The organism is Phyllobacterium myrsinacearum, from assembly GCF_002980555.1.
GTDB classification, from domain to species: domain Bacteria; phylum Pseudomonadota; class Alphaproteobacteria; order Rhizobiales; family Rhizobiaceae; genus Phyllobacterium; species Phyllobacterium myrsinacearum.
In genome coordinates, this window is sequence record NZ_PVBT01000001.1 from 1,090,869 (window position 1) to 1,110,840 (window position 19,972).

The 19,972-nt window shown below is 57.7% G+C and carries 23 protein-coding genes and 1 pseudogene; 10 read left to right on the forward strand and 14 right to left on the reverse strand.

Going from position 1 to position 19,972, the window contains the following annotated elements; genetic code table 11:
• Window positions 1-9: 9 nt before the first annotated feature.
• Window positions 10-675 carry a DsbA family oxidoreductase gene (locus tag C5750_RS05255; protein ID WP_105733124.1) on the reverse strand — a complete coding sequence of 222 codons (666 nt, stop codon included), beginning with the start codon at window positions 673-675 and terminating at the stop codon, window positions 10-12.
• A gap of 10 nt (window positions 676-685) precedes the next feature.
• A complete protein-coding gene (locus C5750_RS05260; protein WP_245421014.1) occupies window positions 686-2,464 on the reverse strand; it encodes an extracellular solute-binding protein in 1,779 nt (592 codons plus the stop codon).
• Window positions 2,465-3,043: 579 nt separating this feature from the next.
• On the opposite strand from C5750_RS05260, the gene C5750_RS05265 reads away from it, so the two are divergent.
• Complete coding sequence (locus tag C5750_RS05265; protein WP_105732745.1) at window positions 3,044-3,664, forward strand: invasion associated locus B family protein; 621 nt, start codon at window positions 3,044-3,046, stop codon at window positions 3,662-3,664.
• A 56-nt stretch (window positions 3,665-3,720) separates the two neighbouring features.
• Here C5750_RS05265 and hspQ read toward each other — a convergent pair whose 3' ends face one another.
• Entirely contained in the window at window positions 3,721-4,059 is a 339-nt protein-coding gene (hspQ, locus tag C5750_RS05270) for a heat shock protein HspQ (protein ID WP_199537963.1), read from the reverse strand.
• A gap of 103 nt (window positions 4,060-4,162) precedes the next feature.
• Here hspQ and C5750_RS05275 point away from each other — a divergent pair, with 103 nt between their 5' ends.
• The 3 genes and pseudogenes from C5750_RS05275 to C5750_RS05285 all read left to right on the forward strand — a co-directional run bounded on the left by C5750_RS05275 (window position 4,163) and on the right by C5750_RS05285 (window position 7,282).
• Window positions 4,163-5,107 (forward strand): AEC family transporter, encoded by a 945-nt coding sequence (locus C5750_RS05275; RefSeq protein WP_105732746.1) that lies wholly within the window; start codon window positions 4,163-4,165, stop codon window positions 5,105-5,107.
• A 95-nt stretch (window positions 5,108-5,202) separates the two neighbouring features.
• Entirely contained in the window at window positions 5,203-5,820 is a 618-nt protein-coding gene (locus C5750_RS05280) for a class I SAM-dependent methyltransferase (protein WP_105733126.1), read from the forward strand.
• A 114-nt stretch (window positions 5,821-5,934) separates the two neighbouring features.
• A pseudogene (locus C5750_RS05285) lies at window positions 5,935-7,282 on the forward strand (Nramp family divalent metal transporter).
• Here the strand turns inward: C5750_RS05285 and C5750_RS05290 are convergent.
• Window positions 7,279-8,478 (reverse strand): UbiH/UbiF family hydroxylase, encoded by a 1,200-nt coding sequence (locus C5750_RS05290; protein ID WP_105733127.1) that lies wholly within the window; start codon window positions 8,476-8,478, stop codon window positions 7,279-7,281. The pseudogene C5750_RS05285 and the gene C5750_RS05290 sit on opposite strands and share 4 nt — an antisense overlap.
• 162 nt (window positions 8,479-8,640) lie before the next feature.
• Between C5750_RS05290 and pcsA the strand changes: the two genes are divergently transcribed.
• From pcsA to C5750_RS05320, 6 genes are all read left to right on the forward strand, one after another.
• Complete coding sequence (gene pcsA / locus C5750_RS05295; RefSeq protein ID WP_105733128.1) at window positions 8,641-9,393, forward strand: phosphatidylcholine synthase; 753 nt, start codon at window positions 8,641-8,643, stop codon at window positions 9,391-9,393.
• Window positions 9,393-10,370, forward strand: coding sequence for a quinone oxidoreductase family protein (locus C5750_RS05300; protein WP_105732747.1), 978 nt, complete (start codon window positions 9,393-9,395; stop codon window positions 10,368-10,370). The genes pcsA and C5750_RS05300 overlap by 1 nt, the downstream gene beginning before the upstream one ends.
• 140 nt (window positions 10,371-10,510) lie before the next feature.
• On the forward strand, window positions 10,511-12,094 hold the full coding sequence (locus C5750_RS05305; protein WP_105732748.1) for an ABC transporter ATP-binding protein: 1,584 nt from the start codon (window positions 10,511-10,513) through the stop codon (window positions 12,092-12,094).
• Window positions 12,094-13,185, forward strand: coding sequence for an ABC transporter permease (locus C5750_RS05310; protein WP_105732749.1), 1,092 nt, complete (start codon window positions 12,094-12,096; stop codon window positions 13,183-13,185). Before C5750_RS05305 ends, C5750_RS05310 begins: the two co-directional genes overlap by 1 nt.
• 1 nt (window position 13,186) lies before the next feature.
• Window positions 13,187-14,107 carry an ABC transporter permease gene (locus C5750_RS05315; protein ID WP_199537964.1) on the forward strand — a complete coding sequence of 307 codons (921 nt, stop codon included), beginning with the start codon at window positions 13,187-13,189 and terminating at the stop codon, window positions 14,105-14,107.
• Between the two features lie 56 nt (window positions 14,108-14,163).
• On the forward strand, window positions 14,164-15,231 hold the full coding sequence (locus tag C5750_RS05320) for a BMP family ABC transporter substrate-binding protein (protein WP_105732750.1): 1,068 nt from the start codon (window positions 14,164-14,166) through the stop codon (window positions 15,229-15,231).
• Between the two features lie 65 nt (window positions 15,232-15,296).
• Here C5750_RS05320 and bfr read toward each other — a convergent pair whose 3' ends face one another.
• The 10 genes from bfr to C5750_RS26505 all read right to left on the reverse strand — a co-directional run bounded on the left by bfr (window position 15,297) and on the right by C5750_RS26505 (window position 19,813).
• On the reverse strand, window positions 15,297-15,782 hold the full coding sequence (gene bfr, locus C5750_RS05325) for a bacterioferritin (protein WP_105732751.1): 486 nt from the start codon (window positions 15,780-15,782) through the stop codon (window positions 15,297-15,299).
• Window positions 15,748-16,059, reverse strand: a complete 312-nt coding sequence (locus C5750_RS05330) for a (2Fe-2S)-binding protein (protein ID WP_105732752.1) — start codon at window positions 16,057-16,059, stop codon at window positions 15,748-15,750. The genes bfr and C5750_RS05330 overlap by 35 nt, the downstream gene beginning before the upstream one ends.
• Window positions 16,060-16,482: 423 nt before the next feature.
• A complete protein-coding gene (gene hmuQ / locus C5750_RS05335) occupies window positions 16,483-16,797 on the reverse strand; it encodes a heme-degrading protein HmuQ (RefSeq protein ID WP_105732753.1) in 315 nt (104 codons plus the stop codon).
• A gap of 59 nt (window positions 16,798-16,856) precedes the next feature.
• Window positions 16,857-17,318 (reverse strand): iron-responsive transcriptional regulator RirA, encoded by a 462-nt coding sequence (gene rirA / locus C5750_RS05340; protein ID WP_105732754.1) that lies wholly within the window; start codon window positions 17,316-17,318, stop codon window positions 16,857-16,859.
• 142 nt (window positions 17,319-17,460) lie between these two features.
• Window positions 17,461-17,706 carry a hypothetical protein gene (locus C5750_RS05345; RefSeq protein WP_105732755.1) on the reverse strand — a complete coding sequence of 82 codons (246 nt, stop codon included), beginning with the start codon at window positions 17,704-17,706 and terminating at the stop codon, window positions 17,461-17,463.
• A 312-nt stretch (window positions 17,707-18,018) separates the two neighbouring features.
• Window positions 18,019-18,327 (reverse strand): hypothetical protein, encoded by a 309-nt coding sequence (locus C5750_RS05350; protein WP_105732756.1) that lies wholly within the window; start codon window positions 18,325-18,327, stop codon window positions 18,019-18,021.
• 84 nt (window positions 18,328-18,411) lie between these two features.
• The gene (locus C5750_RS05355) at window positions 18,412-18,651 is read right to left on the reverse strand and encodes a hypothetical protein (protein ID WP_105732757.1); all 240 of its coding nucleotides are present in this window, start codon (window positions 18,649-18,651) and stop codon (window positions 18,412-18,414) included.
• 121 nt (window positions 18,652-18,772) lie between these two features.
• Entirely contained in the window at window positions 18,773-19,135 is a 363-nt protein-coding gene (locus C5750_RS05360) for a putative quinol monooxygenase (protein ID WP_105732758.1), read from the reverse strand.
• Window positions 19,136-19,269: 134 nt separating this feature from the next.
• Window positions 19,270-19,452, reverse strand: a complete 183-nt coding sequence (locus tag C5750_RS05365; RefSeq protein WP_105732759.1) for a hypothetical protein — start codon at window positions 19,450-19,452, stop codon at window positions 19,270-19,272.
• Window positions 19,453-19,654: 202 nt separating this feature from the next.
• The gene (locus C5750_RS26505; protein WP_158531246.1) at window positions 19,655-19,813 is read right to left on the reverse strand and encodes a hypothetical protein; all 159 of its coding nucleotides are present in this window, start codon (window positions 19,811-19,813) and stop codon (window positions 19,655-19,657) included.
• Window positions 19,814-19,972: the final 159 nt, after the last annotated feature.

Consider the following 19,972-nt stretch of genomic DNA (forward strand, 5'->3'; position numbering starts at 1 on the left):
CGCTTCATATCAGGTCGGGCGGGGTTCGAAACCGTCGGCTGTCTGGCGGATGGCATCGGCCAGCGCGTCGGCGGACTGTGCGCCCATAACAGCGTATTTCTGATCCAGGATGAAGCAGGGCACGCCGCGCACGCCGATCTGGTTGGCGGTGTCGATTTCCTGGCGCACGCCAACGCTGTCCGCATCGGTCGGCAGCAGGCTCGCGACGATAGCGCTGTCCATGCCGCCTTCTTCAGCTGCTTCGATCAGCACCTGATGGTCGCCGATGTTCTTTCCCTGTTCAAAATAATAGGAAAAGAGAATGCCGACGATCTTGTCCTGGATATCGGGACCGGCCTGCGAGGCCCAGCGGATCAGGCGATGCGCGTCGAGTGTATTGGGGGCGATCTCGATCGCCTCGAAGTCGAACTCGATGCCTTCTTCCTTGCCGAGTTCGATCAATTGCTGATGCACTTCAAAAATCCGGTCCGAGCTGCCGAATTTCTCGGTCATGTAGCGGTTGCGGTCCTTGCCCTGCTTCGGCAGCGTCGGATCGAGCTGAAACGGGCGCCAGTTGACCGTCACGTCCAGGTCGGGATTGAGGGCGAGGGCGCTTTCCAGCCGCTTGCGGCCGACAAAGCACCAGGGGCAGACAACATCCGACACAACGTCGATGGTAAATTTCTTTTCGGTCATGATGTTCAACCTATCGTTTGTCAGACCACCACGTCTGAAGCTGGTAGCCGTTGAGAGATGTCTTGTCCGGGTGTTGCAGATGCGCCCAATAGGCAATCCATTGCTCGGGCTGGTAGTAAATCGGCACCATATAATGGCCGGAGATCAGCACTCTGTCGAGGGCACGCACGATGCTGACAAACTCCGCCTGGCCGTGGACGGCAAGCATCTTGTCAATCAGCGCGTCGACAACCGGGTCGGCAACACCGGCATAGTTGAAGCTGCCCTCGATGTCCTTCGATTGGCTGCCCCAGCGGGCATATTGTTCATATCCCGGTGAGAGCGACCCGGAATAGGCGCCAAGAATGACATCATAATCAAAGGTTTGCAGGCGTTTCTGATATTGCGCGTCATCGACCGTGCGGATCGTGACCGCGATACCGAGGCGTTCCAGCGTGCGTTTGTAGGCGATACCCAGCCGCTCTTCGGCCACGGAGCGCGTCAAAATTTCGAAACTCAGCGCATTGCCGTTCGGGTCGAGCATCTGCTCGTCCTTGATTGTGTAGCCGCGGCTGACCAGCAGATCGTAGGCGCGCTTCATTTCCTTGCGGTCGCGGCCCGAGCCATCCGTCATGGCAGGTTTGTAGGTGCCATCCATGACTTCAGGCAGGACCGTGTCGGGGAACGGGGCAAGAATCGCGCGTTCGGCCGCATCGGCGGGCTTTCCGAGCGCCGATAGTTCCGAACCCTGCCAATAGCTGGCCAGGCGCTGATAGCGTCCGGCATAGAGGTTGCGGTTGGTCCACTCAAAATCGAACATCAGGGCGAGCGCCTCGCGGACATACCGGTCCTTGAACTCGTCGCGGCGCGTGTTGAAGACGAAACCATAGACATTGGCGGGTGAATGGGTCTCAAACGTCTTTTTGACCACGCGTCCGTCATTGAAGGCCGGAAAGCCGTAGGACGATGCCCACTTGTTGGGGTCGCCTTCCATGAACACGTCAAAAACGCCCTTCTTGAACGCCTCGAACTGCGCCTGCAGATTGCGGAAATATTCGACAGTGATCACGTCATAATTATTGAAGCCGCGCCGGCTCGGCAAATCTGCCGCCCAGTAATTCGGATCGCGTTTGAAGACGATGCGCTGTCCCGGCTGCACCTGCGACACCACATAGGGGCCGCTGCCGACCGGGATGGCAAGCGGCGACCGGTCAAACGTGTCGGGGGCGACGGCGTGCTTCGGCAAAACAGGCATCAGCGCGAGAATGAGGGGAAATTCCCGGTTGGCCTGATCATTGAAGGTGATGCGGACACCGTGCTCGCCGACCTGTTCGATCTTCGAGATCAGTTTCATCCGCGTGTTGAAGGGCGGGCGCCCTTTCTCCGTCAGGAGATTAAAGGTGAAGATCACGTCATCCGGCGTGACAGGCTGGCCATCGGACCATTTGGCCTTGGGGTTCAGCGTGAATTCAACGAATGTGCGTTCCTCGTTGGTTTCCACCTTCTCCGCCAGCAAGCCATACATGGTGAAGGGCTCGTCGGCGCTGCGCTGCATCAGCGTTTCGTAGACCAGATTGCCAAATTCGGGGTCGCCGAAAACGCCGCGCGCATAGGTGCGCATGCTCTTGATCAGAAAGGGGTTGAGGCTGTCGAATGTGCCCACCACGCCATAGGTTATCGAGCCGCCCTTGGGCGCATCGGGATTCACATAGGGGAAATAGGGGTAATCAGCGGGCAGGGCAGGCTCGCCGCGCATGGCGATTCCATGTTTTGGCTCGGCCAGAACCGCGCTTGTCATCGAACAAGCCATGGTCAGCAGGGCCAGAATCTGGAAACTTTTCTTCAGCATCGTCTCAACCTTGTGGTCCCTTTGGCGGGATTTTCCTTTGATTCGCCCACAAGATTACCATCTCGTGACGATTCTACGGCCAAAGGGGTGTAATCATCTTCCTGAAATGACAACAGAGCTAGGGTCAAGACCCATTAATCTGGTCGAAATGGTATGAGGCCATTTGTTCGGTTACAAGGAGCAAAGGCGAAGGCAATGTGGTTCATTGTCAAGCCTTTGCGACGATGAAGCCGGACAAATGGACCATATCCTCCGGACGCCGAAACGGCTGCAAGCTGCTGTGTCGAGCCGCTCGGCCGGGGGAAAGACCCCGCCCTTCGCGTCTCTCCTCGCATCTTCTTGCCGTTTCAGGCGCCATTTCGATCATGTTAATGGGGCTTGACCCTAAAAGTAGTCTGGATTTGCATTAACATGCAGTGTAACACGGCGTTCGAGACGAAGGGTCACTCTGTTGCCTCATTTGGTAACCAATCCAGAGAAAGCAATTCTTAGTGATCAAGTTACACTTCGGATAAGTGCGCTGAAAGGAACCAGTTGACCATGTCCAACCCGAAGACATTCGCTGCAACCGCATCCATCGCGGGTGCAATTGCATTACTCGCCGCCGCGGCAGTACCAGCATCAGCCCAGCAGCAGAGAACGCCGCAGGGTTGGTTCAAGGTTTGCTCCAAGCAGGAAGAAAACGATATCTGCAACACACAGAACATCGTGACTGCCGATAGCGGCCAGCTTCTGACAGCCGTCAACCTCATCGAGATCAAGGGTAAGGTCAATCGCAAGATTTTCCAGGTCTCCGTACCGACCGGCCGTCTGATCGCTCCAGGCGTTGGACTGCAGATCAATGGCGGCAAGACCCAGAAGATCGATTTCGCCATCTGCTTCCCGGATCGCTGCATCTCGGAAGTCGCCATGTCGGATGAACTCGTCGCTTCCTTCAAGAAGGGCGCCCAGCTCACGCTGACCTCGGTCAACTTCCAGAACAAGCCAAACCCGATCACCGTTGCGCTGACCGGTTTCAGCCAGGCATTTGACGGCCCCGGCCTGCAGCAGTCGGAAATCGAAGACCGTCAGAAGACGCTTCAGGAAGAAGTCCAGAAGCGCCAGAAGGAATTCGAAGACAAGATGAAGGCCGAACAGGCGAAGGCCAAGGCCGGAAACTGATCGAACCGCCGGTACGAAAAAGGGACGCTTTGGCGTCCCTTTTTTATTGCGCGGATTCAGTTGATGTGCGGACTTTTGACCCGGTAGACACCGTTCTGCGGCTTGTCGAACATGTCCTTGATCTGCGGATGCCGCAGGGGAACGCCGGATGTATCGGCGACGAGATTCTGCTCCGAGACATAGGCCACATATTCGCTGTCGGCGTTCTCGGCAAAGAGATGGTAAAAGGGCTGATCGCGGCTCGGCCGGATATCTTCGGGGATGGACTGATACCATTCCTCGGTGTTGTTGAATTCAGGATCGACATCGAAAATTACGCCGCGAAAAGCGAATATCCGGTGGCTTACAACCTGCCCGATCTGAAATTTTGCGTGGCGTATTTGTTTCATCATCATCATTCATTATAGATATCAGAGACATACCTGTCTCCATCAAATCGTGCGAGCATCGATGGCGTCCTGCCATTTCCGGTCGCGTTCCCAACAGTCAAAGCTTGTCATGCTCAGCGTCTTCAATCTCGTTCTTCCATTTTTCGGCCTGATCTTCCTGGGATTTCTGGTAGCCCGCATCAGTCGTCAGCCGCTGGAAGCCTTGGGATGGATGAACGTTTTCATTGTCTATGTGGCGTTGCCGGCACTGTTTTTCCAGATCCTTTCAAAGACACCTGTCGCTGAGCTGACAAAGTGGGCCTTTATTATCGGCTGCACCGCATCAACACTTTGTGTTTTTCTGGTGATGTTCGGCTTTGCATTTTTCAGAACGCGCAAAATCGACGAAAGCACCATTCAGGGGCTTGCCGCCGCCTATGGCAATATCGGCTATATGGGCCCGGGATTGGCCATCATGGCCTTCGGCGCACCCGCTGCGGTGCCGGTTGCCCTCATCTTCTGTTTTGACAATACGCTGCATTTTGTCATGGCGCCGCTGATGATGGCGCTTTCCGGCAATGACAAGCGCCGCCCGCGCGATCTGGCGGTCAGTGTTCTCAAGAAGATATTCCTGCATCCCTTCATCATCGCAACCATTCTCGGTGTCGCCGCTGCAATCACCGGGTTCGAGCCGCCTGTTTCCATCGACAAGCTCATCGATCTTCTGGCCAAGGCGGCTGCACCCTGCGCACTTTTTGCCATGGGCGTGACCCTTGCCTTGCGCCCCCTGAAACGCGTGCCGCAGGAATTGTATCTGATTGTCCCGGTCAAGCTGGTTTTCCAGCCGCTGCTCATCTACGCCATCCTTCATCTTGCCGGTGATTTTCCGCCGGTCTGGGTGTACACCGCCATGCTGCTGGCCGCTCTGCCGACGGCAACCAATGTGTTCGTCATTGCCCAGCAATATGGGGTCTGGGTCGAACGGGCTTCGAGCAGCATTCTGGCGACGACGCTGTTTTCGGTCGTGACCCTGACCCTGTGGCTTTACCTGATGACGCACGGCCTCATTCCCTGATAAGGAGCTGGAGGCCGCCCGGCGAACGTCCGGGGTATGGCCGTGCTGCCGGAGTGCCGTTGACCATCGATCCTGCGAAATTCATTCAGGCGCATATGCCTGTGATGGCTGTCCCGGCAGTTCCGGAAATCGTGCTCCACAGCGCCACCCCGGCGAGCGGATTGCGCCGTCTTATCGCTTCCGGCGCACATCCTGATCCTAAACCGCCATACTGGGCCTATCATTGGGCGGGCGGCGCGGTGCTTGCCCGTTATTTTCTCGATCACCCTGAGATTGTGCGCGGACGGCATGTGCTGGATCTCGGGGCAGGTTCGGGAATAGTCGGCATAGCGGCGGCAAAGGCGGGTGCGATGCGCGTAACCGCCGCCGAAACAGACGGAAATGCCATTGCCGCGCAACAGCTCAATGCCGGTCTCAATGGTGTCTGCCTGACCTCGATGCATGCGGATGTGACGGCCGGCCCGGTATTGGATCGGGTATTGGATGTCGATCTCGTTGCCGCAGGCGATCTGTTTTACGCACCCGATCTCGCGCAGCGTGTTCTGCTTTTCCTCGATCGCTGCCTTCTGGCGGGCGCCACGGTTCTTATCGGCGATCCCGGCCGGGCACATCTTCCGCGCGAGCGGCTCCGGCTCATCGCCGAATATGCGGTGCCGGATTTCGGGCAAGTGACCGACGCAAAGGTGAATGCCGGTGTTTTTGCACTGATCTGAGATGATGCCTGCAGGTCCAATGTGGGCTGTTTCGCCGCAGGAAGACCGCTCTTGTGAGCGCGCGCTTTCCGTGTACTATTGCGAATGATTTGCAATTGCGATTAGAGGTATTTCATGGATTCCTTGCGGCAGGCAGCCGATACGGACGAAGGCTGGCGGCGCGAACGGGGGGGATGCATCGCTTTCGGATGTGCATCGCTCGGTCGCTGTCAGGACGGCAGGACCGGGCTGGCGCAGGGCCGCAGCCTTTGTGGGGCCGGGCTACCTGGTCGCCGTGGGCTATATGGATCCGGGAAACTGGGCGACATCACTCGCCGGCGGGTCGAAGTTCGGTTACACGCTGCTTGTCGTCGCGCTGGTGTCCAACATCATGGCCGTGGTCCTGCAGGCGCTTTGCGCGCGTCTGGCAATCGGATCGGGCAGGGACCTGGCGCAGGCTTGCCGCGATGCCTTTCCAAGGCCGGTCGCCTATACGCTCTGGTTCATGGCGGAGCTTGCCATCATTGCCACGGACATTGCCGAAGTCATCGGCACCGCGATCGGCCTCAACCTGATTTTCGGCATTCCGCTTGAACTTGGCGTTCTCATCACCGCGCTTGATGTCTTCCTGATCCTCTATCTGCAAAAGCTTGGCTTCCGCTGGGTGGAGGCGCTGATCATCACGCTGCTGGGCGTGATCGCGCTGTGCTTCGGCATCCAGATTTTCCTCGCGGACCCCGATTGGGCCGCTGTGATCAAGGGGTTTGCCCCGACAACGGAAATCGTCACCAACCCGGAAATGCTCTATCTCGCGCTCGGTATTCTCGGTGCGACCGTGATGCCGCATAATCTCTATCTGCACTCCGGCATCATCCAGACGCGCGACTACGGCCACACCACGCCGGAAAAACGCCAGGCACTGAAATACGCCACCTGGGACTCGACGATAGCGCTGACCTTTGCCCTGGTCATCAATGCGGCAATCCTCATCCTTGCCGCGGCGACCTTCAACAAGACGGGGCGGACCGAAGTGGCGGAACTCGGCGAGGCGCATTCACTGCTTGCGCCATTGCTGGGCTGGGGGTTCGCCCCGACTCTGTTTGGTATCGCCTTACTGTGCTGCGGCATCAATTCGACGGTTACGGCAACCTTGGCCGGGCAGATCGTGATGGAGGGCTTTCTGAAAATCAGGCTGGCGCCCTGGCTGCGCCGGTTGATCACCCGCGCCATTGCCATTGTTCCCGCTGCCGCCGTGACCGTCTGGTACGGCGACAGCGGAACGGCCAAGCTTTTGATCCTGACGCAGGTCGTGCTCAGCCTTCAGCTGTCCTTTGCCGTGTTCCCGCTGGTCATGTTCACCGCCAGCAAGACCAAGATGGGTGTGCTGGTCTCGCCGAAATGGCTCACGGTGCTTGCCATGATCATTGCGGTGGTGATTGCCGTACTGAACATCAAGCTGCTGCTGGACTTCGTTCTCGTCTAGGCGCGCTTTGCGTCCCGGCGCGGCCAGCGAAAGCCACTGCCGGGGCGCAGGCCCTCCCGCATCAGGAAACTGCGCAGCGGCGAGAAGGTGCGGAGCAGTTCAAGGCCACCGCTGCGCACCATCTGCACGGGCAGGAAATCCGACAGCAATGACCGGTTCAGCGCGTCGACCGCTCCGGTGCGGGCGATGATATCGGGGCTGCGCTTGCGGTTGTAGGCCGACACAACCGCCGCGGCGCCAAGATCGCTGCCATCGGCCGGCAGGGTATCAAGCAATGTTTCCACATCCCGGACGCCAAGATTGAGCCCCTGTGCACCGATGGGCGGAAACACATGCGCCGATTCGCCCGCCAGAAACACGCGGTTGCGGGCAAAGGCGTTCGGGACGAGGCCGGACAGCGGCCAGGCCTGCGCTTCGACATCGATGGTGACGGCGCCGAGCATGGACTGCATGCGTTCCTCGACGCGGACCGCCAGCTGTTCCGCATTCAGGTCCAGAAGTTCCGCCGCATGAGCGGGTGTGGTCACCCAGACGAGGCTTGAGCGTTTCCCCGCAAGCGGCACCTGCGTGAACGGGCCATGCTCGGTGTGAAATTCCGTTGAAATATCATGATGATCGCGCGTGTGGCTAAAGCTGAGAACGACCGCGGTCTGATTGTATTGCCAGGTCCGTGCCGAGATGCCCGCGGCTTCCCGGGCCAGGGACGAGCGGCCATCGGCGGCAATAACGATGTTGGCGGTGAACACCGAACCATCGCTGGCTTCGACCGCCATGGCATTATCCACCGGGTGATAGTGGGTTGCCGAAGCGGCGACATGGCGGACCGGCGATTGCTTCAGCGCGTTGCTGAGCGTTTTGGTGAGCGCGGCATTGGGGATGTTGTAGCCAAAGGCGTCCTCATCGATTTCCGAGGCCTCGAATGTCACCACAGGGCTTCTGACCAGCCGGTTCGTGCCATCGAGGATGCGCATGGAACCGATGGGCGCGGCATGCGGCGCAATGCTGTCCCAGAGACCGGTGCGCTGGAGAAAACGGATGGCGGGCATCATCAGAGCTGTCGTGCGCTTGTCCGTGCCGGTGGGGATAACGCCGAGACTGACGACGTTTTCAAGGTGCTGACCAAGGGCAATGGCGGCAATCAGGCCGACATGACCGGTTCCTGCAACAACAATGGGATCCGTTCGGGTGCTGGTCATCATCTGTCTCCGCTTCCAAGCCGTTTTGGCTTTCAACAGTTTATATCAGGAACATTGCTTGCGCTTTGGGTCGTTTTCAAGAAAAGCTGCTCGCAAATCGTTTGTCCTTGGTAACATATAGCGACAAGCGGATCAGTATCATGCAGCAGATTGGCGCGGACCGTGAAAAAACCAACTTTGCCCCGGGGCGTTAAACCCAAAAAAGTGACGGCACCACAAGCCAAGGCCTTCTCGGTGCATTTGCTGACCGCCTCCGGTTCCTTCCTGGCGTTCCTCTCGGTGGTCGCGGCCAGCGAAGGCAGTTGGACGGCCATGTTCTGGTGGCTGGGGCTGGCGCTGTTCGTTGACGGCATTGATGGGCCGATCGCCCGCAAGCTTGAAGTCAAATATGTGCTGCCCAACTGGTCGGGCGAGTTGCTCGACAACATCATCGACTATATGACCTATGTGCTCATCCCGGCCTTCGCGCTGTATCAGCGCGGCTTCATGGGCGAGGGCCTGTCCTTTCTGGCGGCGGCGATCATCGTTGTATCCAGCGCCATCTACTATGCCGATACGGGCATGAAGACGAAGGAAAATTTTTTCAAGGGCTTTCCGGTTGTCTGGAACATGCTGGTGTTCACCCTGTTCATCGTTAAGCCGGGGGAATGGGTGGCTTTTGCCATCGTCCTTGGTGCCGCCATTGTGTCATTCCTGCCGATCTATTTCCTGCACCCGGTGCGCGTGCAGCGTCTGCGGCCGCTGAATCTCACGGTTTTCTTCCTGTGGTGCGCCTTCGGCGTGCTTTCGCTGTACCAGCATCTGGATTCGCCCCTTTGGGTGCGGATCGGTATTTCGGTCACAGGTCTCTACCTGTTCCTCATCGGTGCGGTGATGCAGGCATTTCCCAATCTTGGACGGACGGAGAAGGCATGATGGTCAAGGCAATTCGCATTCATCAGACGGGTGGTCCTGAAGCGCTGGTTTATGAAGATGTTGCGATTGGTGAGCCGGGTCCCGGCGAAGTGCGCATGCGCAATGAAGCCATCGGCCTGAATTTCATCGATGTCTATTTCCGCACCGGCCTCTACCCGTCGCCAAGCGGTCTGCCGCTCATTCCGGGCAATGAGGGCGCGGGTGTCGTGCTCAGCGTCGGACCGGGCGTTACCGACGTAAAGGCAGGCGATCGCGTCGCCTACGTCAATCCGATCGGCGCCTATGCGGAGGAACGCATCATGCCGGCCGACCGGCTGGTCAAGGTCCCGGACGCCATTTCCTTCCAGCAGGCCGGTTCGATGATGCTCAAGGGCATGACGGCCTATTATCTCCTGCGGGAAACCTTTCCGGTCAAGCAGGGCGATACGATCCTGTTTCATGCGGCGGCTGGCGGTGTCGGGCTCATAGCCGGCCAGTGGGCCAAGCATCTTGGCGCAACCGTCATCGGCACGGCCGGTTCGGACGAGAAGGTGAAGCTCGCGCTCGAGAACGGTTTCGACCATGTCATCAACTACCGCACCGAAAATTTTGTCGAACGGGTGAAGGAGATCACCGGCGGCAAGGGCGTCGACGTGGTTTATGATTCCGTCGGCAAGGATACATTCGACGGGTCGCTGGACTGCCTGCGTCCGCGCGGCATGCTCGTCTGCTTCGGCCAGTCATCCGGTCCGGTTGCGCCATTCGATCTCGGCATCCTGTCGCGCAAGGGCTCCCTCTACCTGACGCGGCCGACATTGTTCGTCTATGTCGCGGCGCGGCCTGCGCTTGAAAATGCAGCGCGTGCGCTTTTTGACCAGGTGGAAAGCGGCGCGGTGCGCATCGACATCGGCCAGACCTACGCCCTCAAGCACGCGGCAACGGCGCATCGCGATCTCGAAGCACGCAAAACGACCGGGACAACGGTGCTTATTCCTTAAGCTTCTGAAAGTGATGCTTGAATAATGTGCGCAAAAGGCCGCAACCTCTGGTTTTGCACTTCCCAAATCGATGCTGCCCGACATAGGATCGGAAATGGTTAGGGGCACCTTAAAATAATCGTCCTGGGCCGTGGGGAACTATGACAAGCATAAGCGATAAGAACGGGGCCGGGCATTCACTTCTGGAGGCAGCCGGGCTCACCAAAATTTTCGGCTCTCTGAAAGCCTGCGACGGGATCGACCTGACAATCGGCACCGGAGAAATTCACGCCCTTCTGGGGGAAAACGGTGCCGGCAAATCCACGCTGGTGAAAATGCTGTTCGGCGCGCTGCAGCCGACATCGGGTGAGATCGGCTGGAAGGGCAAAGCGGTTGCCGTCGCCAATCCGGCAATGGCAAGATCGCTCGGCATCGGTATGGTTTTCCAGCATTTTTCGCTCTTCGATGCTCTGACTGCCGCCGAGAACATCGCGCTGTCGCTCGATGAGAAAACCGACCTCAACACCATCGCGGCAAAGGCGCGGGACATCGGCCGGACCTATGGTCTGCCGGTTGATCCGGATGCGCTGGTCGGCGATCTGTCCGTGGGCGAACGCCAGCGGATCGAGATTATCCGCTGCCTGCTGCAAAATCCTGACCTGATCATTCTCGACGAGCCGACATCGGTGCTGACGCCGCAGGAAGCCGACCTTTTGTTTGTCACGCTGGAGCGGTTGAAGTCGGAGGGGAAATCGATCCTTTATATCAGCCACAGGCTGGAGGAAGTGCGGCGCCTGTGCGACCGGGCGACGGTGCTGCGCCACGGCAAGGTTGTCGGCCAGTGCGATCCGCGCCAGGAAACCGCAAGTTCTCTGGCGCGCATGATGGTTGGCAGCGACATCCACGTGATCGAGCGCCGCCCGAATGCGGCGCCTGCAACCCAATCGGCCCTGATTGAAGTCAACGGCCTGTCGCAGAAGCCGCGCGGCCCGTTTTCCGTGCCGCTGCATGATATCCGGCTGGCCGTCAATCCAGGCGAAATCCTTGGCATTGCTGGTGTTGCCGGCAATGGACAGGGCGAACTGTTTGAAGCCATCTCCGGCGAAGTGCTGCAGGAACGGCCGGACATTGTCCGCATTCGCGGCAAGGACACCGGACGATCCGGCATCTCGGCGCGGCGCAGGCTCGGTGCTGCCTTTGTGCCGGAGGAGCGTCTCGGGCATGGCGCGGTTCCCAATATGTCGCTGACGGACAATCTGCTTCTGTCGCGCTACGCCACCGATGGAAAAGTCTTTCTTGGCGGAGGGGCGCTGCGGCTGCTCCAGCAATCCAGCCTCGTACTCGCGGCAAAGCGCATCGTCGCGCAGATGGATGTCCGCAAGAGTGCAGAAAATCCAGATGCATCAGCGCTTTCCGGCGGAAACCTCCAGAAATTTCTGATAGGACGCGAGCTGGACCGCAATCCAGCCGTTCTGGTGGTCAACCAGCCGACCTGGGGTGTCGATGCCGGTGCTGCCGCCCATATCCGGCAGGCGCTTGTCGATCTCGCCCGCAGCGGTTCCGCCGTGATCGTGATCAGCCAGGATCTCGATGAACTCTTCGAAATCTCCGACCGGATTGCCGCGATGGTGCATGGGCGCCTGTCGCAATCGGTCCCGATTGAAGCGATGAACATGGAACGTGCTGGTTTGATGATGGGCGGTGCCGATGCCGCTTTGGCCCATGCAAGTGCAGGGGCTGCCTGATGCGTGTCGAACTGGTCAGACGCCCGCAACATTCAGCGCTGTTCAGCGCGCTATCGCCGTTCATTGCCCTGTTCTTTACACTGATTGCCGGTGCCATCCTGTTTGCACTGCTCGGCAAGAACCCGGTTTTGGCGCTCTATTCCTATTTCGTCGAGCCGCTGACCGAGATCTGGTCGTGGCACGAGCTGCTGGTGAAGGCAGCGCCGCTGATCCTGATCGCCGTCGGTCTTTCGGTCTGCTTCCTCTCCAACAACTGGAATATCGGCGCGGAGGGGCAATTGATCATGGGCGGCATCGCCGGATCGATCCTGCCGGTGGTTTTTCCGGATTTTCAGGGCTGGTATGTCCTGCCGGTCATGCTGCTGCTGGGGATGGCGGGCGGCATGGCCTATGCGGCCATTCCGGCGTTCCTCAAGGTCCGATTCAACACCAACGAAATTCTGACGAGCCTGATGCTGGTTTACGTGGCGCAGCTGTTCCTCGACTGGATCGTGCGCGGCCCGTGGCGCAATCCGCAAGGTTTCAACTTTCCTGAAACGGTGCAGTTCAACGCCAGCGCCATTCTTCCCGAGATATGGGCTTCGTCGGGCCGGGCACATTGGGGATTTGTTCTGGCGATTGTCGCCGCCCTCCTTGTCTGGTTCATGCTGTCGCGCACGCTGAACGGTTTTGAAATCAAGGTGCTGGGCCGGAGCGCACGGGCAGGGCGTTTTGCCGGTTTCAGCGCCGGACGCCTGACATTCTTCGCCTTCCTCGTTTCCGGGGCACTGGCGGGGCTGGCCGGGATTGCCGAGGTTTCGGGGGCCGTCGGGCAATTGCGCACGACGATTTCTCCCGGCTACGGCTTTACTGCCATCATCGTTGCCTTCCTCGGCCGTCTCAACCCGCTTGGCATTGTCGCCGCGGGGCTGGTTCTGGCGCTGTCCTATCTCGGCGGTGAAGCGGCGCAGGTTTCGCTCGGCATTTCCGAGAAATCGGCGCGCATCTTCCAGGGCATCATCCTGTTCTTCGTCCTGGCGAGCGACACGCTCATCTATTACCGCATCCGCTTCGTCAGCCGGCACAGCGATGCCGCAGCAAAGGGGGCATGATATGGGCATGTTCGAAGCCATTCTCCTGACGGTTGCCACCGCCGCAACGCCCCTGCTGATCGCTGCCATGGGCGAACTGGTGGTGGAACGCTCGGGCGTGCTCAATCTCGGCGTCGAAGGCATGATGATCATGGGTGCGGTTGCCGGCTTTGGCGTTGCGCAACTCACCGGATCGGCCTGGCTTGGCATGTTCGCCGCCATTCTCGCCGGGGCCGCTTTTTCGCTGCTGTTCGGTTTCCTGACGCTGACGCTGGTCACCAACCAGGTGGCGACGGGCCTGGCTTTGACGCTGCTGGGGCTTGGCGCTTCGGCCATGATCGGCGAGAGTTTTGTCGGCCTGCCCGGAGTACGGATGCAGTCGCTGAATATCCCGGTGCTGACGGATTTGCCGGTCGTCGGGAAGTTCCTGTTCGGACAGGATCCGATTTTCTACATCTCCATTCTCCTGACCATCGGCGTCACGTGGTTCCTGTTCCGCACCCGTGCCGGACTGACCTTGCGCGCCGTCGGTGACAATCATACCTCGGCCCATGCGCTCGGCGTGCGGGTTGTTCGGGTGCGTTACCTCGCCGTGATGTTCGGGGGTGCTTGCGCCGGGCTTGCCGGTGCGCAACTATCGCTCGTCTATGTGCCGCAATGGGTGGAAAACATGACGTCGGGCCGAGGATGGATCGCGCTTGCACTGGTGGTGTTCGCCTCGTGGCGGCCATGGCGGATTCTGGCGGGCGCCTATCTCTTCGGCGCAGTCACCATCGGCCAGTTGCACGCCCAGGCGCTTGGCATCGGCATACCCTCGCAGTTCATGTCGTCGCTGCCTTACCTCGCAACGATTATCGTGCTTGTTCTGATTTCGCGAAACAAGCGGCTGACCCTGATGAATACGCCGACATCCCTCGGCAAACCCTTCGTGCCCGACCGCTGAGCAGCCGGGCGAGAATAAAAGACAAGGCTTTTGGTTTAACAGAGAGGTGAACACGAATGAAAAAACTGCTTATGGCGCTGTCCATGGCTGCCAGCTTTGCCGTTGCCGGCGCGGCCCATGCCGAAGACAAACTGAAGGTCGGCTTCATCTATATCGGACCGCCCGGCGATTTCGGCTGGACCTACCAGCACGATCAGGGCCGCAAGGAGATGGAAAAGGCGCTTGGCGACAAGGTCGAGACAACCTTCCTCGAAAGCGTGCCTGAGGGTGCGGATGCCGAGCGCTCCATCGAGCGTCTGGCGCGTGCCGGCAACAAGCTGATCTTCACGACCTCATTCGGCTACATGGATGCGACGATCAAGGTTGCGCAGAAATTCCCGAATGTGAAGTTCGAACACGCGACCGGCTACAAGACGGCCGACAATGTCGCCGTGTACAATTCGCGCTTCTATGAAGGCCGCTACGTGCAGGGCGTGATTGCTGCCAAAATGTCCAAGGTCGGCGTTGCCGGATATATCGGTTCATTCCCGATCCCCGAAGTGGTGCAGGGCATCAACTCCTTCATGCTGGGCGCGCAGTCGGTCAACCCGAACTTCAAGGTCAAGGTGATCTGGGCCAATGCCTGGTTCGATCCGGGCAAGGAAGCCGATGCCGCCAAGGCTCTGGTCGATCAGGGCGTCGATATCATCACCCAGCATACGGATTCGACAGCGCCGATGCAGGTTGCAGCGGAACGCAAGATCAAGGCATTCGGTCAGGCTTCCGACATGATCAAGTTCGGTCCGGAAACCCAGCTGACCGCCATCGTCGACAATTGGGGACCTTACTATATCGAGCGGGCCAAGGCCGTGATCGATGGCACATGGAAGACCCACAATGTTTTCCACGGCATGCATGAAAACCTCGTGGTCATGGCGCCCTACACCAACATGCCTGACGATGTGAAGAAGCTGGCCGAGGAAACCCAGGCGAAGATCGCATCCGGTGCGCTCAAGCCCTTCACCGGTCCGGTCAAGAAGCAGGACGGTTCCGAATGGCTCAAGGCTGGTGAAACCGCCGACGACAAGACCATTCTTGGCATGAACTTCTATGTTGCGGGTGTGGACGACAAGCTGCCGAAGTGAGCTTCGCCGCGATACAAAAGGAAAGGGCGCCCACGGGCGCCCTTTTTTGTGAATGCGATGGCTGCTTATTCAGCGGCGTCGGCCGGGGCTGCATTGAGCTGGCCATAGTTCTCGACGCCGATGCGCTTGAGAAGGTCGAGCTGGGTTTCGAGGAAATCGATGTGGCCTTCCTCGTCCTTCAGAAGCTCGTCAAAGAGTTCCTTGGTGACGTAGTCGCCGACTTCTGCGCAAATCTCGCGTGACTTCTTGTACGACTTTACAGCGTCATATTCGCCGGCCAGGTCGGCTTCCAGAACTTCCTTGATGTTCTGGCCGATGCGCAGGGCGCCGATCGACTGCAGATTCGGATGGCCTTCGAGGAAGATGATGCGCTCGATGATCTTGTCGGCGTGCTGCATTTCCTCAATGGATTCGGCGCGCTCCTTCTTGGCGAGCAGCTTGTAACCCCAATCGTCCAGCAGGCGATAATGCAACCAATACTGGTTGACCGCTCCCAATTCGAGGAAAAGTGCCTCGTTAAGCCGCTCGATGACCTTTTTGTCGCCTTTCATGCCGTGAACTCCCGTATTCGTGACGCAATGCCCGCACACGATCGATAAACGAGACAGCATCAGAATCGTTTGAACCGTGACGGAGGTGATATTCTTCCGTCACCTTTATGATGGTTTCAACGACGTTTGGGAAGCAGCCACAGCAGCGGCCGCGCTTCTGCATGGCATGGTAGACTTTTGCCGGGACAATCAATTGCCACGGATCAATATCGAGAAGTTCTGTAATAGTATTCTCGATTTCTTTCTGCGTGATGATATTGCAATGACATACGAGCATGTTGTCTAAGCGCCGTATTCAAAAGAATAAACACCTGAAAATCCTGACAGTATTACAATGTCAGAACTTCTCCCGATGGCGGGATGAGTGGCGCTTCGCAGAAATTGGCCGGGAAACATTGTTCCGCAACCTGGAAATACTTTCGAACCAGACAAGGGTTCCTCCAATCGCAAGGGTTCAAGGCCCTAACATTAAAGGTTATGCGTTCTTCGCAATACTGTTCCTATAAGACTGGTTTGTCCGAATTCTGTCAAATGCCGGCCGCTGAATATGCCGTGATATCAATAACTTGGAATAATTCTAAACTGGGAAAATAACCTAACCAATTCAATCATATTTCGCCGATTTGATCGTTGTGGCCGGCAAAATGCATCGCCGGCTACGCATGTGTCAAAACGTCTCATTTGTCGCAAAAAGACTAAATCAGGCGCCCTCGACCACCGAGAACCCCTCGAATTGCGGGTGTCCGATGTAACTCGGCTTGGTATCGCCCGCATTGCGATGGGCGGCGCGGAAATGTTCGGACTGAGTCCATGCCGTGAAATCCGCCTGGGTCCGCCACACGGTGTGCGATGCATAGAGCGTGTAATTCTCGTCCTCGTTGCGGGCACCGCGCAGGAGATGAAACTCGACAAAGCCGGGGACCGACGACAGGCGGGAGTCGCGTGATTTCCACACCGTTTCAAACGCGTCCTCGGAGCCGGACTGAACCTTGAAACGATTCATGGCGATATACATGGCGCAACTCCATTCATTGGGATGACTGGCGACCGGTCGCGGTCGCCCAAGGAATCGTGTCAGCTCGCGGTGGCGAGCCGGGGTGCCAGATTGTCGATGCCGAGGAGGGCACGCACGTCTCTCGTCTTGACGATATCTTCGATGGAATACTGAGCGAGCACCTCGAAGAAGGCATTCAATGCCTTGCGCAAGGCGGCATTCAGGCCGCAGCTGTCAATCAAAGGGCATTCCGCGGCATCGTTCTCGAAGCACTCCGCCATGGCAAAGTTTTCTTCCGTCACGCGCACCACGTCGAAAAGGGTGATGTCCTTGGCAGGTTTGCCCAGCTTCACGCCGCCATTGCGTCCGCGCACGGTTTCAATGAAACCGTTTTCAACGAGCGGCTGCAGGATCTTGAAGAGGAAAAGCTCGGAGACTGTGTAGGCCTGCGCAATCTCGGCGATCCGGCTCAGATTGCCATCATTGGCGGCGCAGTACATCAGAATACGAATGGCATAATTGGTCTGTCTGGTCAGTCGCATGGGAATATCTCTCTCAACCTGAAATCAGGTCATGCTATGGGAACGAGACGCTACTTTAGAATTATTCTTGATAAAGTAAATAATAATATGAACCTAAGTTTCATATTTTCCAATAGGGCAGCGGAATTCGGGCCAGGCGCGATCAGCGAACCAGAACGACGATCGATGCCGTGATGAAAGCAGCCGCCACAAGCAGCAGGAAACCATAGACGCGCGGCTTGTCGAACAGGACGGCGAATCCGGCTGCCCAGACAACAATGGCAGCGGCCAATGCGTAGAGAAATCCAGCTTTATGGACCCATGCGATATGGACAGCCATAAGGCCGCCAATGATAAGGGCACCGAATACGACCATCAAAGCCAGTGCGTATTTCTCGAAATTGTCCATTCAGGCAGCTCGCTCTCAACACCCCATCGTGGAATCAAAGGGGCTCCGTCTCAATGTAAAACCTCATCCAACCCGATCAAGGCTGCATTCCTGTCTTTCATAGATGTTCCGTCCCACGGGTGCAACAGATGACGCGCTAAAGTCTCGCCATAAGGACGCGGCTGATGCAAAAAGACAATAAAAAAGGCCGGGAATTCCCGACCTTTCCGAATTCAGCTCAACACCAGTGCCAGTACATCCGTGGTCAAAGATGGAGCCGAATTTCTGTAGCTCATATGGGTGCCTGCATCACCCATTTCAAGGGCAGGGCCATTAGCGGCGATAGGCACTCAAACCAGCCAGCAAACCGATCCCGGCAATGGCGGAGATGACGGCAACCGTGATCAAAGGATTTTCCTTGGCCTTGTCAGCGACAAGCTGAGCTTCGTCACCGACGAAACGCGCCGCCTTGCGGCCATGCCGCCTGACGGTATCGTAGGTCGTGCCAGCCTGGTCAAGCAGGTCATAGCCCTGGTCGGACAGGGACTGGGTTATCCCTGAAAGCTCCTTGCGCAATGCGGCGATCTGGCTTTCCAGATCGCCTTCAGCTGCGTCACGGGCTTTGGATAGATTCGTTGCCATTCCGGAATTCCTTTCATCTTATGCAGGGGGAATAACGGTGGCGGCAGCATTTGGTTCCAGAAGAGAGCCCGTGCGGCGGAGCTATCAGTTCCAGCAGCCGTGCGATTGTCCATTGAGATTGTGGGAATCGATATCTATCCCGGCCGAGAAATCATTGCGGGCGAGATAGACGGCTGTCTCCGGTTTGATGCGGATCTTGTTCCAGCCGGCACAACCGGTTGAACCTGACGATTTCGAGGTCTCGTCCATCCAGCGCATGGCACCGCAATTGCTGATGGTCAAAAGACAGGGCAAAAGCATGGCCAATGCCAGTTTGTTTTTCACAGGAAACCTTCTTGCAACCGCAGTCGCGACAGAGAATGGAAAAGTGCTGGAATTCTTCATGGCATATTTCGATGCCCAACGACATTCGACGTTAGGCAAAGCTCCTGAGGGTCAATACCCATTAATCATCATTGCTGGCGTTCAGTTCCATGGTGGTCATGCCGTCGGCCGGTCTTGGGCTCAGCGACTTGGCCAGGATCAGCCGGCTGGATTTGAGCAATGGCGCATTGGCGGCACGCACTTTCGCCATGCGGGGATTGTTTTCGTGGGCGGTAACCGCCGCTTCATTGGCATAGAGTTCGTTGACCATGACCTTGTTGGCAATAGGGGTGCCGTCCCGCGCAATGGGTTTGATGACCTCGAACCGCAGGCAGCCCGGTTCCTCATCCAGTGTTTTGCGCGCATGCTCGCGAATGATCGCGATGAATTCCTCTTCGCGACCCTCATGGGTCTCGAATTCTACGATAATTGTCAGTTCGGTCATGAAACTTCGCCTCCCGCGTTCATTCTGCCGTTCTATCAGCGGCCTCCTGACAAATCCAGACAGAAGCATGGCCAAGGTATTGTAAAGTCTGGATTTGGAGGAAACGGATACGGGAGATGGCGGAGGTTTGCCTGCTATCGGCGCACGGCGGCAAAGACCAGAAGGACGGCGCCGATCACGATTGTGACGAGGCCGATGTAAAGCCAGCGCGTCTGGCCGACCATAAAGCTGCCGCCGAGAATACTCAGGCCCTGCAATGCCCAGATGGCGCCCATGACCATCAGAAGCAGCGCGACAATCGTGAGAACGATTTTCATGGTGTCCTCCTCACAAGCAAAACCCCTGCCTAAACGGAAGGGGTTTCACGGGTTGAGGCTTGATTTGGCTCTAACAAACTGGACTCTGGATAAAAATATCACACATCGTTTCAGTGCGGCGCAGGCTCAAGGTACCGCTACACTCAACTTGCCAAAATCCTAACATAGCCAGCTTTCAATTCAAAGAAAGAATGGCCCGAGGTCAGTTCACTTTTGCTTTCAGCCGGGCGATCTCTTCCTCCATTTCCCGGATGCGCTCCTCCAAGGCATTGATTGCCTTGAAGACGGCAACCCCCATGCTTTTGAAATCTCCGCGATGGATTGCAGTCTCGATGGCTTGTTTGGCGCTATCAATGGACATTGCTTCCTCCGTTTCGGTTGTATGAGTGCAATGCTAATGAAAAAAGCCCAATCCTCAAGGGGTATGAGGACTGGGCTGTGTTGGCTTGTGGGGGAAAGCCAAGACTGGTTGGGGGACCAGTACCCGCATAATGCTTCAGCCGGTGAATGGTTCCACACG

What these genes read in the sequence shown, in the direction of transcription:
- C5750_RS05255 (WP_105733124.1), bottom strand. Translation starts at nt 675, where the DNA reads ATGACCGAAAAGAAATTTACCATCGACGTTGTGTCGGATGTTGTCTGC.
- C5750_RS05260 (WP_245421014.1), bottom strand. Translation starts at nt 2,464, where the DNA reads ATGGCTTGTTCGATGACAAGCGCGGTTCTGGCCGAGCCAAAACATGGA.
- C5750_RS05265 (WP_105732745.1), top strand. Translation starts at nt 3,044, where the DNA reads ATGTCCAACCCGAAGACATTCGCTGCAACCGCATCCATCGCGGGTGCA.
- hspQ (WP_199537963.1), bottom strand. Translation starts at nt 4,059, where the DNA reads ATGATGATGAAACAAATACGCCACGCAAAATTTCAGATCGGGCAGGTT.
- C5750_RS05275 (WP_105732746.1), top strand. Translation starts at nt 4,163, where the DNA reads ATGCTCAGCGTCTTCAATCTCGTTCTTCCATTTTTCGGCCTGATCTTC.
- C5750_RS05280 (WP_105733126.1), top strand. Translation starts at nt 5,203, where the DNA reads ATGCCTGTGATGGCTGTCCCGGCAGTTCCGGAAATCGTGCTCCACAGC.
- C5750_RS05290 (WP_105733127.1), bottom strand. Translation starts at nt 8,478, where the DNA reads ATGACCAGCACCCGAACGGATCCCATTGTTGTTGCAGGAACCGGTCAT.
- C5750_RS05300 (WP_105732747.1), top strand. Translation starts at nt 9,393, where the DNA reads ATGGTCAAGGCAATTCGCATTCATCAGACGGGTGGTCCTGAAGCGCTG.
- C5750_RS05305 (WP_105732748.1), top strand. Translation starts at nt 10,511, where the DNA reads ATGACAAGCATAAGCGATAAGAACGGGGCCGGGCATTCACTTCTGGAG.
- C5750_RS05310 (WP_105732749.1), top strand. Translation starts at nt 12,094, where the DNA reads ATGCGTGTCGAACTGGTCAGACGCCCGCAACATTCAGCGCTGTTCAGC.
- C5750_RS05315 (WP_199537964.1), top strand. Translation starts at nt 13,187, where the DNA reads ATGGGCATGTTCGAAGCCATTCTCCTGACGGTTGCCACCGCCGCAACG.
- C5750_RS05320 (WP_105732750.1), top strand. Translation starts at nt 14,164, where the DNA reads ATGAAAAAACTGCTTATGGCGCTGTCCATGGCTGCCAGCTTTGCCGTT.
- bfr (WP_105732751.1), bottom strand. Translation starts at nt 15,782, where the DNA reads ATGAAAGGCGACAAAAAGGTCATCGAGCGGCTTAACGAGGCACTTTTC.
- C5750_RS05330 (WP_105732752.1), bottom strand. Translation starts at nt 16,059, where the DNA reads ATGCTCGTATGTCATTGCAATATCATCACGCAGAAAGAAATCGAGAAT.
- hmuQ (WP_105732753.1), bottom strand. Translation starts at nt 16,797, where the DNA reads ATGTATATCGCCATGAATCGTTTCAAGGTTCAGTCCGGCTCCGAGGAC.
- rirA (WP_105732754.1), bottom strand. Translation starts at nt 17,318, where the DNA reads ATGCGACTGACCAGACAGACCAATTATGCCATTCGTATTCTGATGTAC.
- C5750_RS05345 (WP_105732755.1), bottom strand. Translation starts at nt 17,706, where the DNA reads ATGGACAATTTCGAGAAATACGCACTGGCTTTGATGGTCGTATTCGGT.
- C5750_RS05350 (WP_105732756.1), bottom strand. Translation starts at nt 18,327, where the DNA reads ATGGCAACGAATCTATCCAAAGCCCGTGACGCAGCTGAAGGCGATCTG.
- C5750_RS05360 (WP_105732758.1), bottom strand. Translation starts at nt 19,135, where the DNA reads ATGACCGAACTGACAATTATCGTAGAATTCGAGACCCATGAGGGTCGC.
- C5750_RS05365 (WP_105732759.1), bottom strand. Translation starts at nt 19,452, where the DNA reads ATGAAAATCGTTCTCACGATTGTCGCGCTGCTTCTGATGGTCATGGGC.
- C5750_RS26505 (WP_158531246.1), bottom strand. Translation starts at nt 19,813, where the DNA reads ATGTCCATTGATAGCGCCAAACAAGCCATCGAGACTGCAATCCATCGC.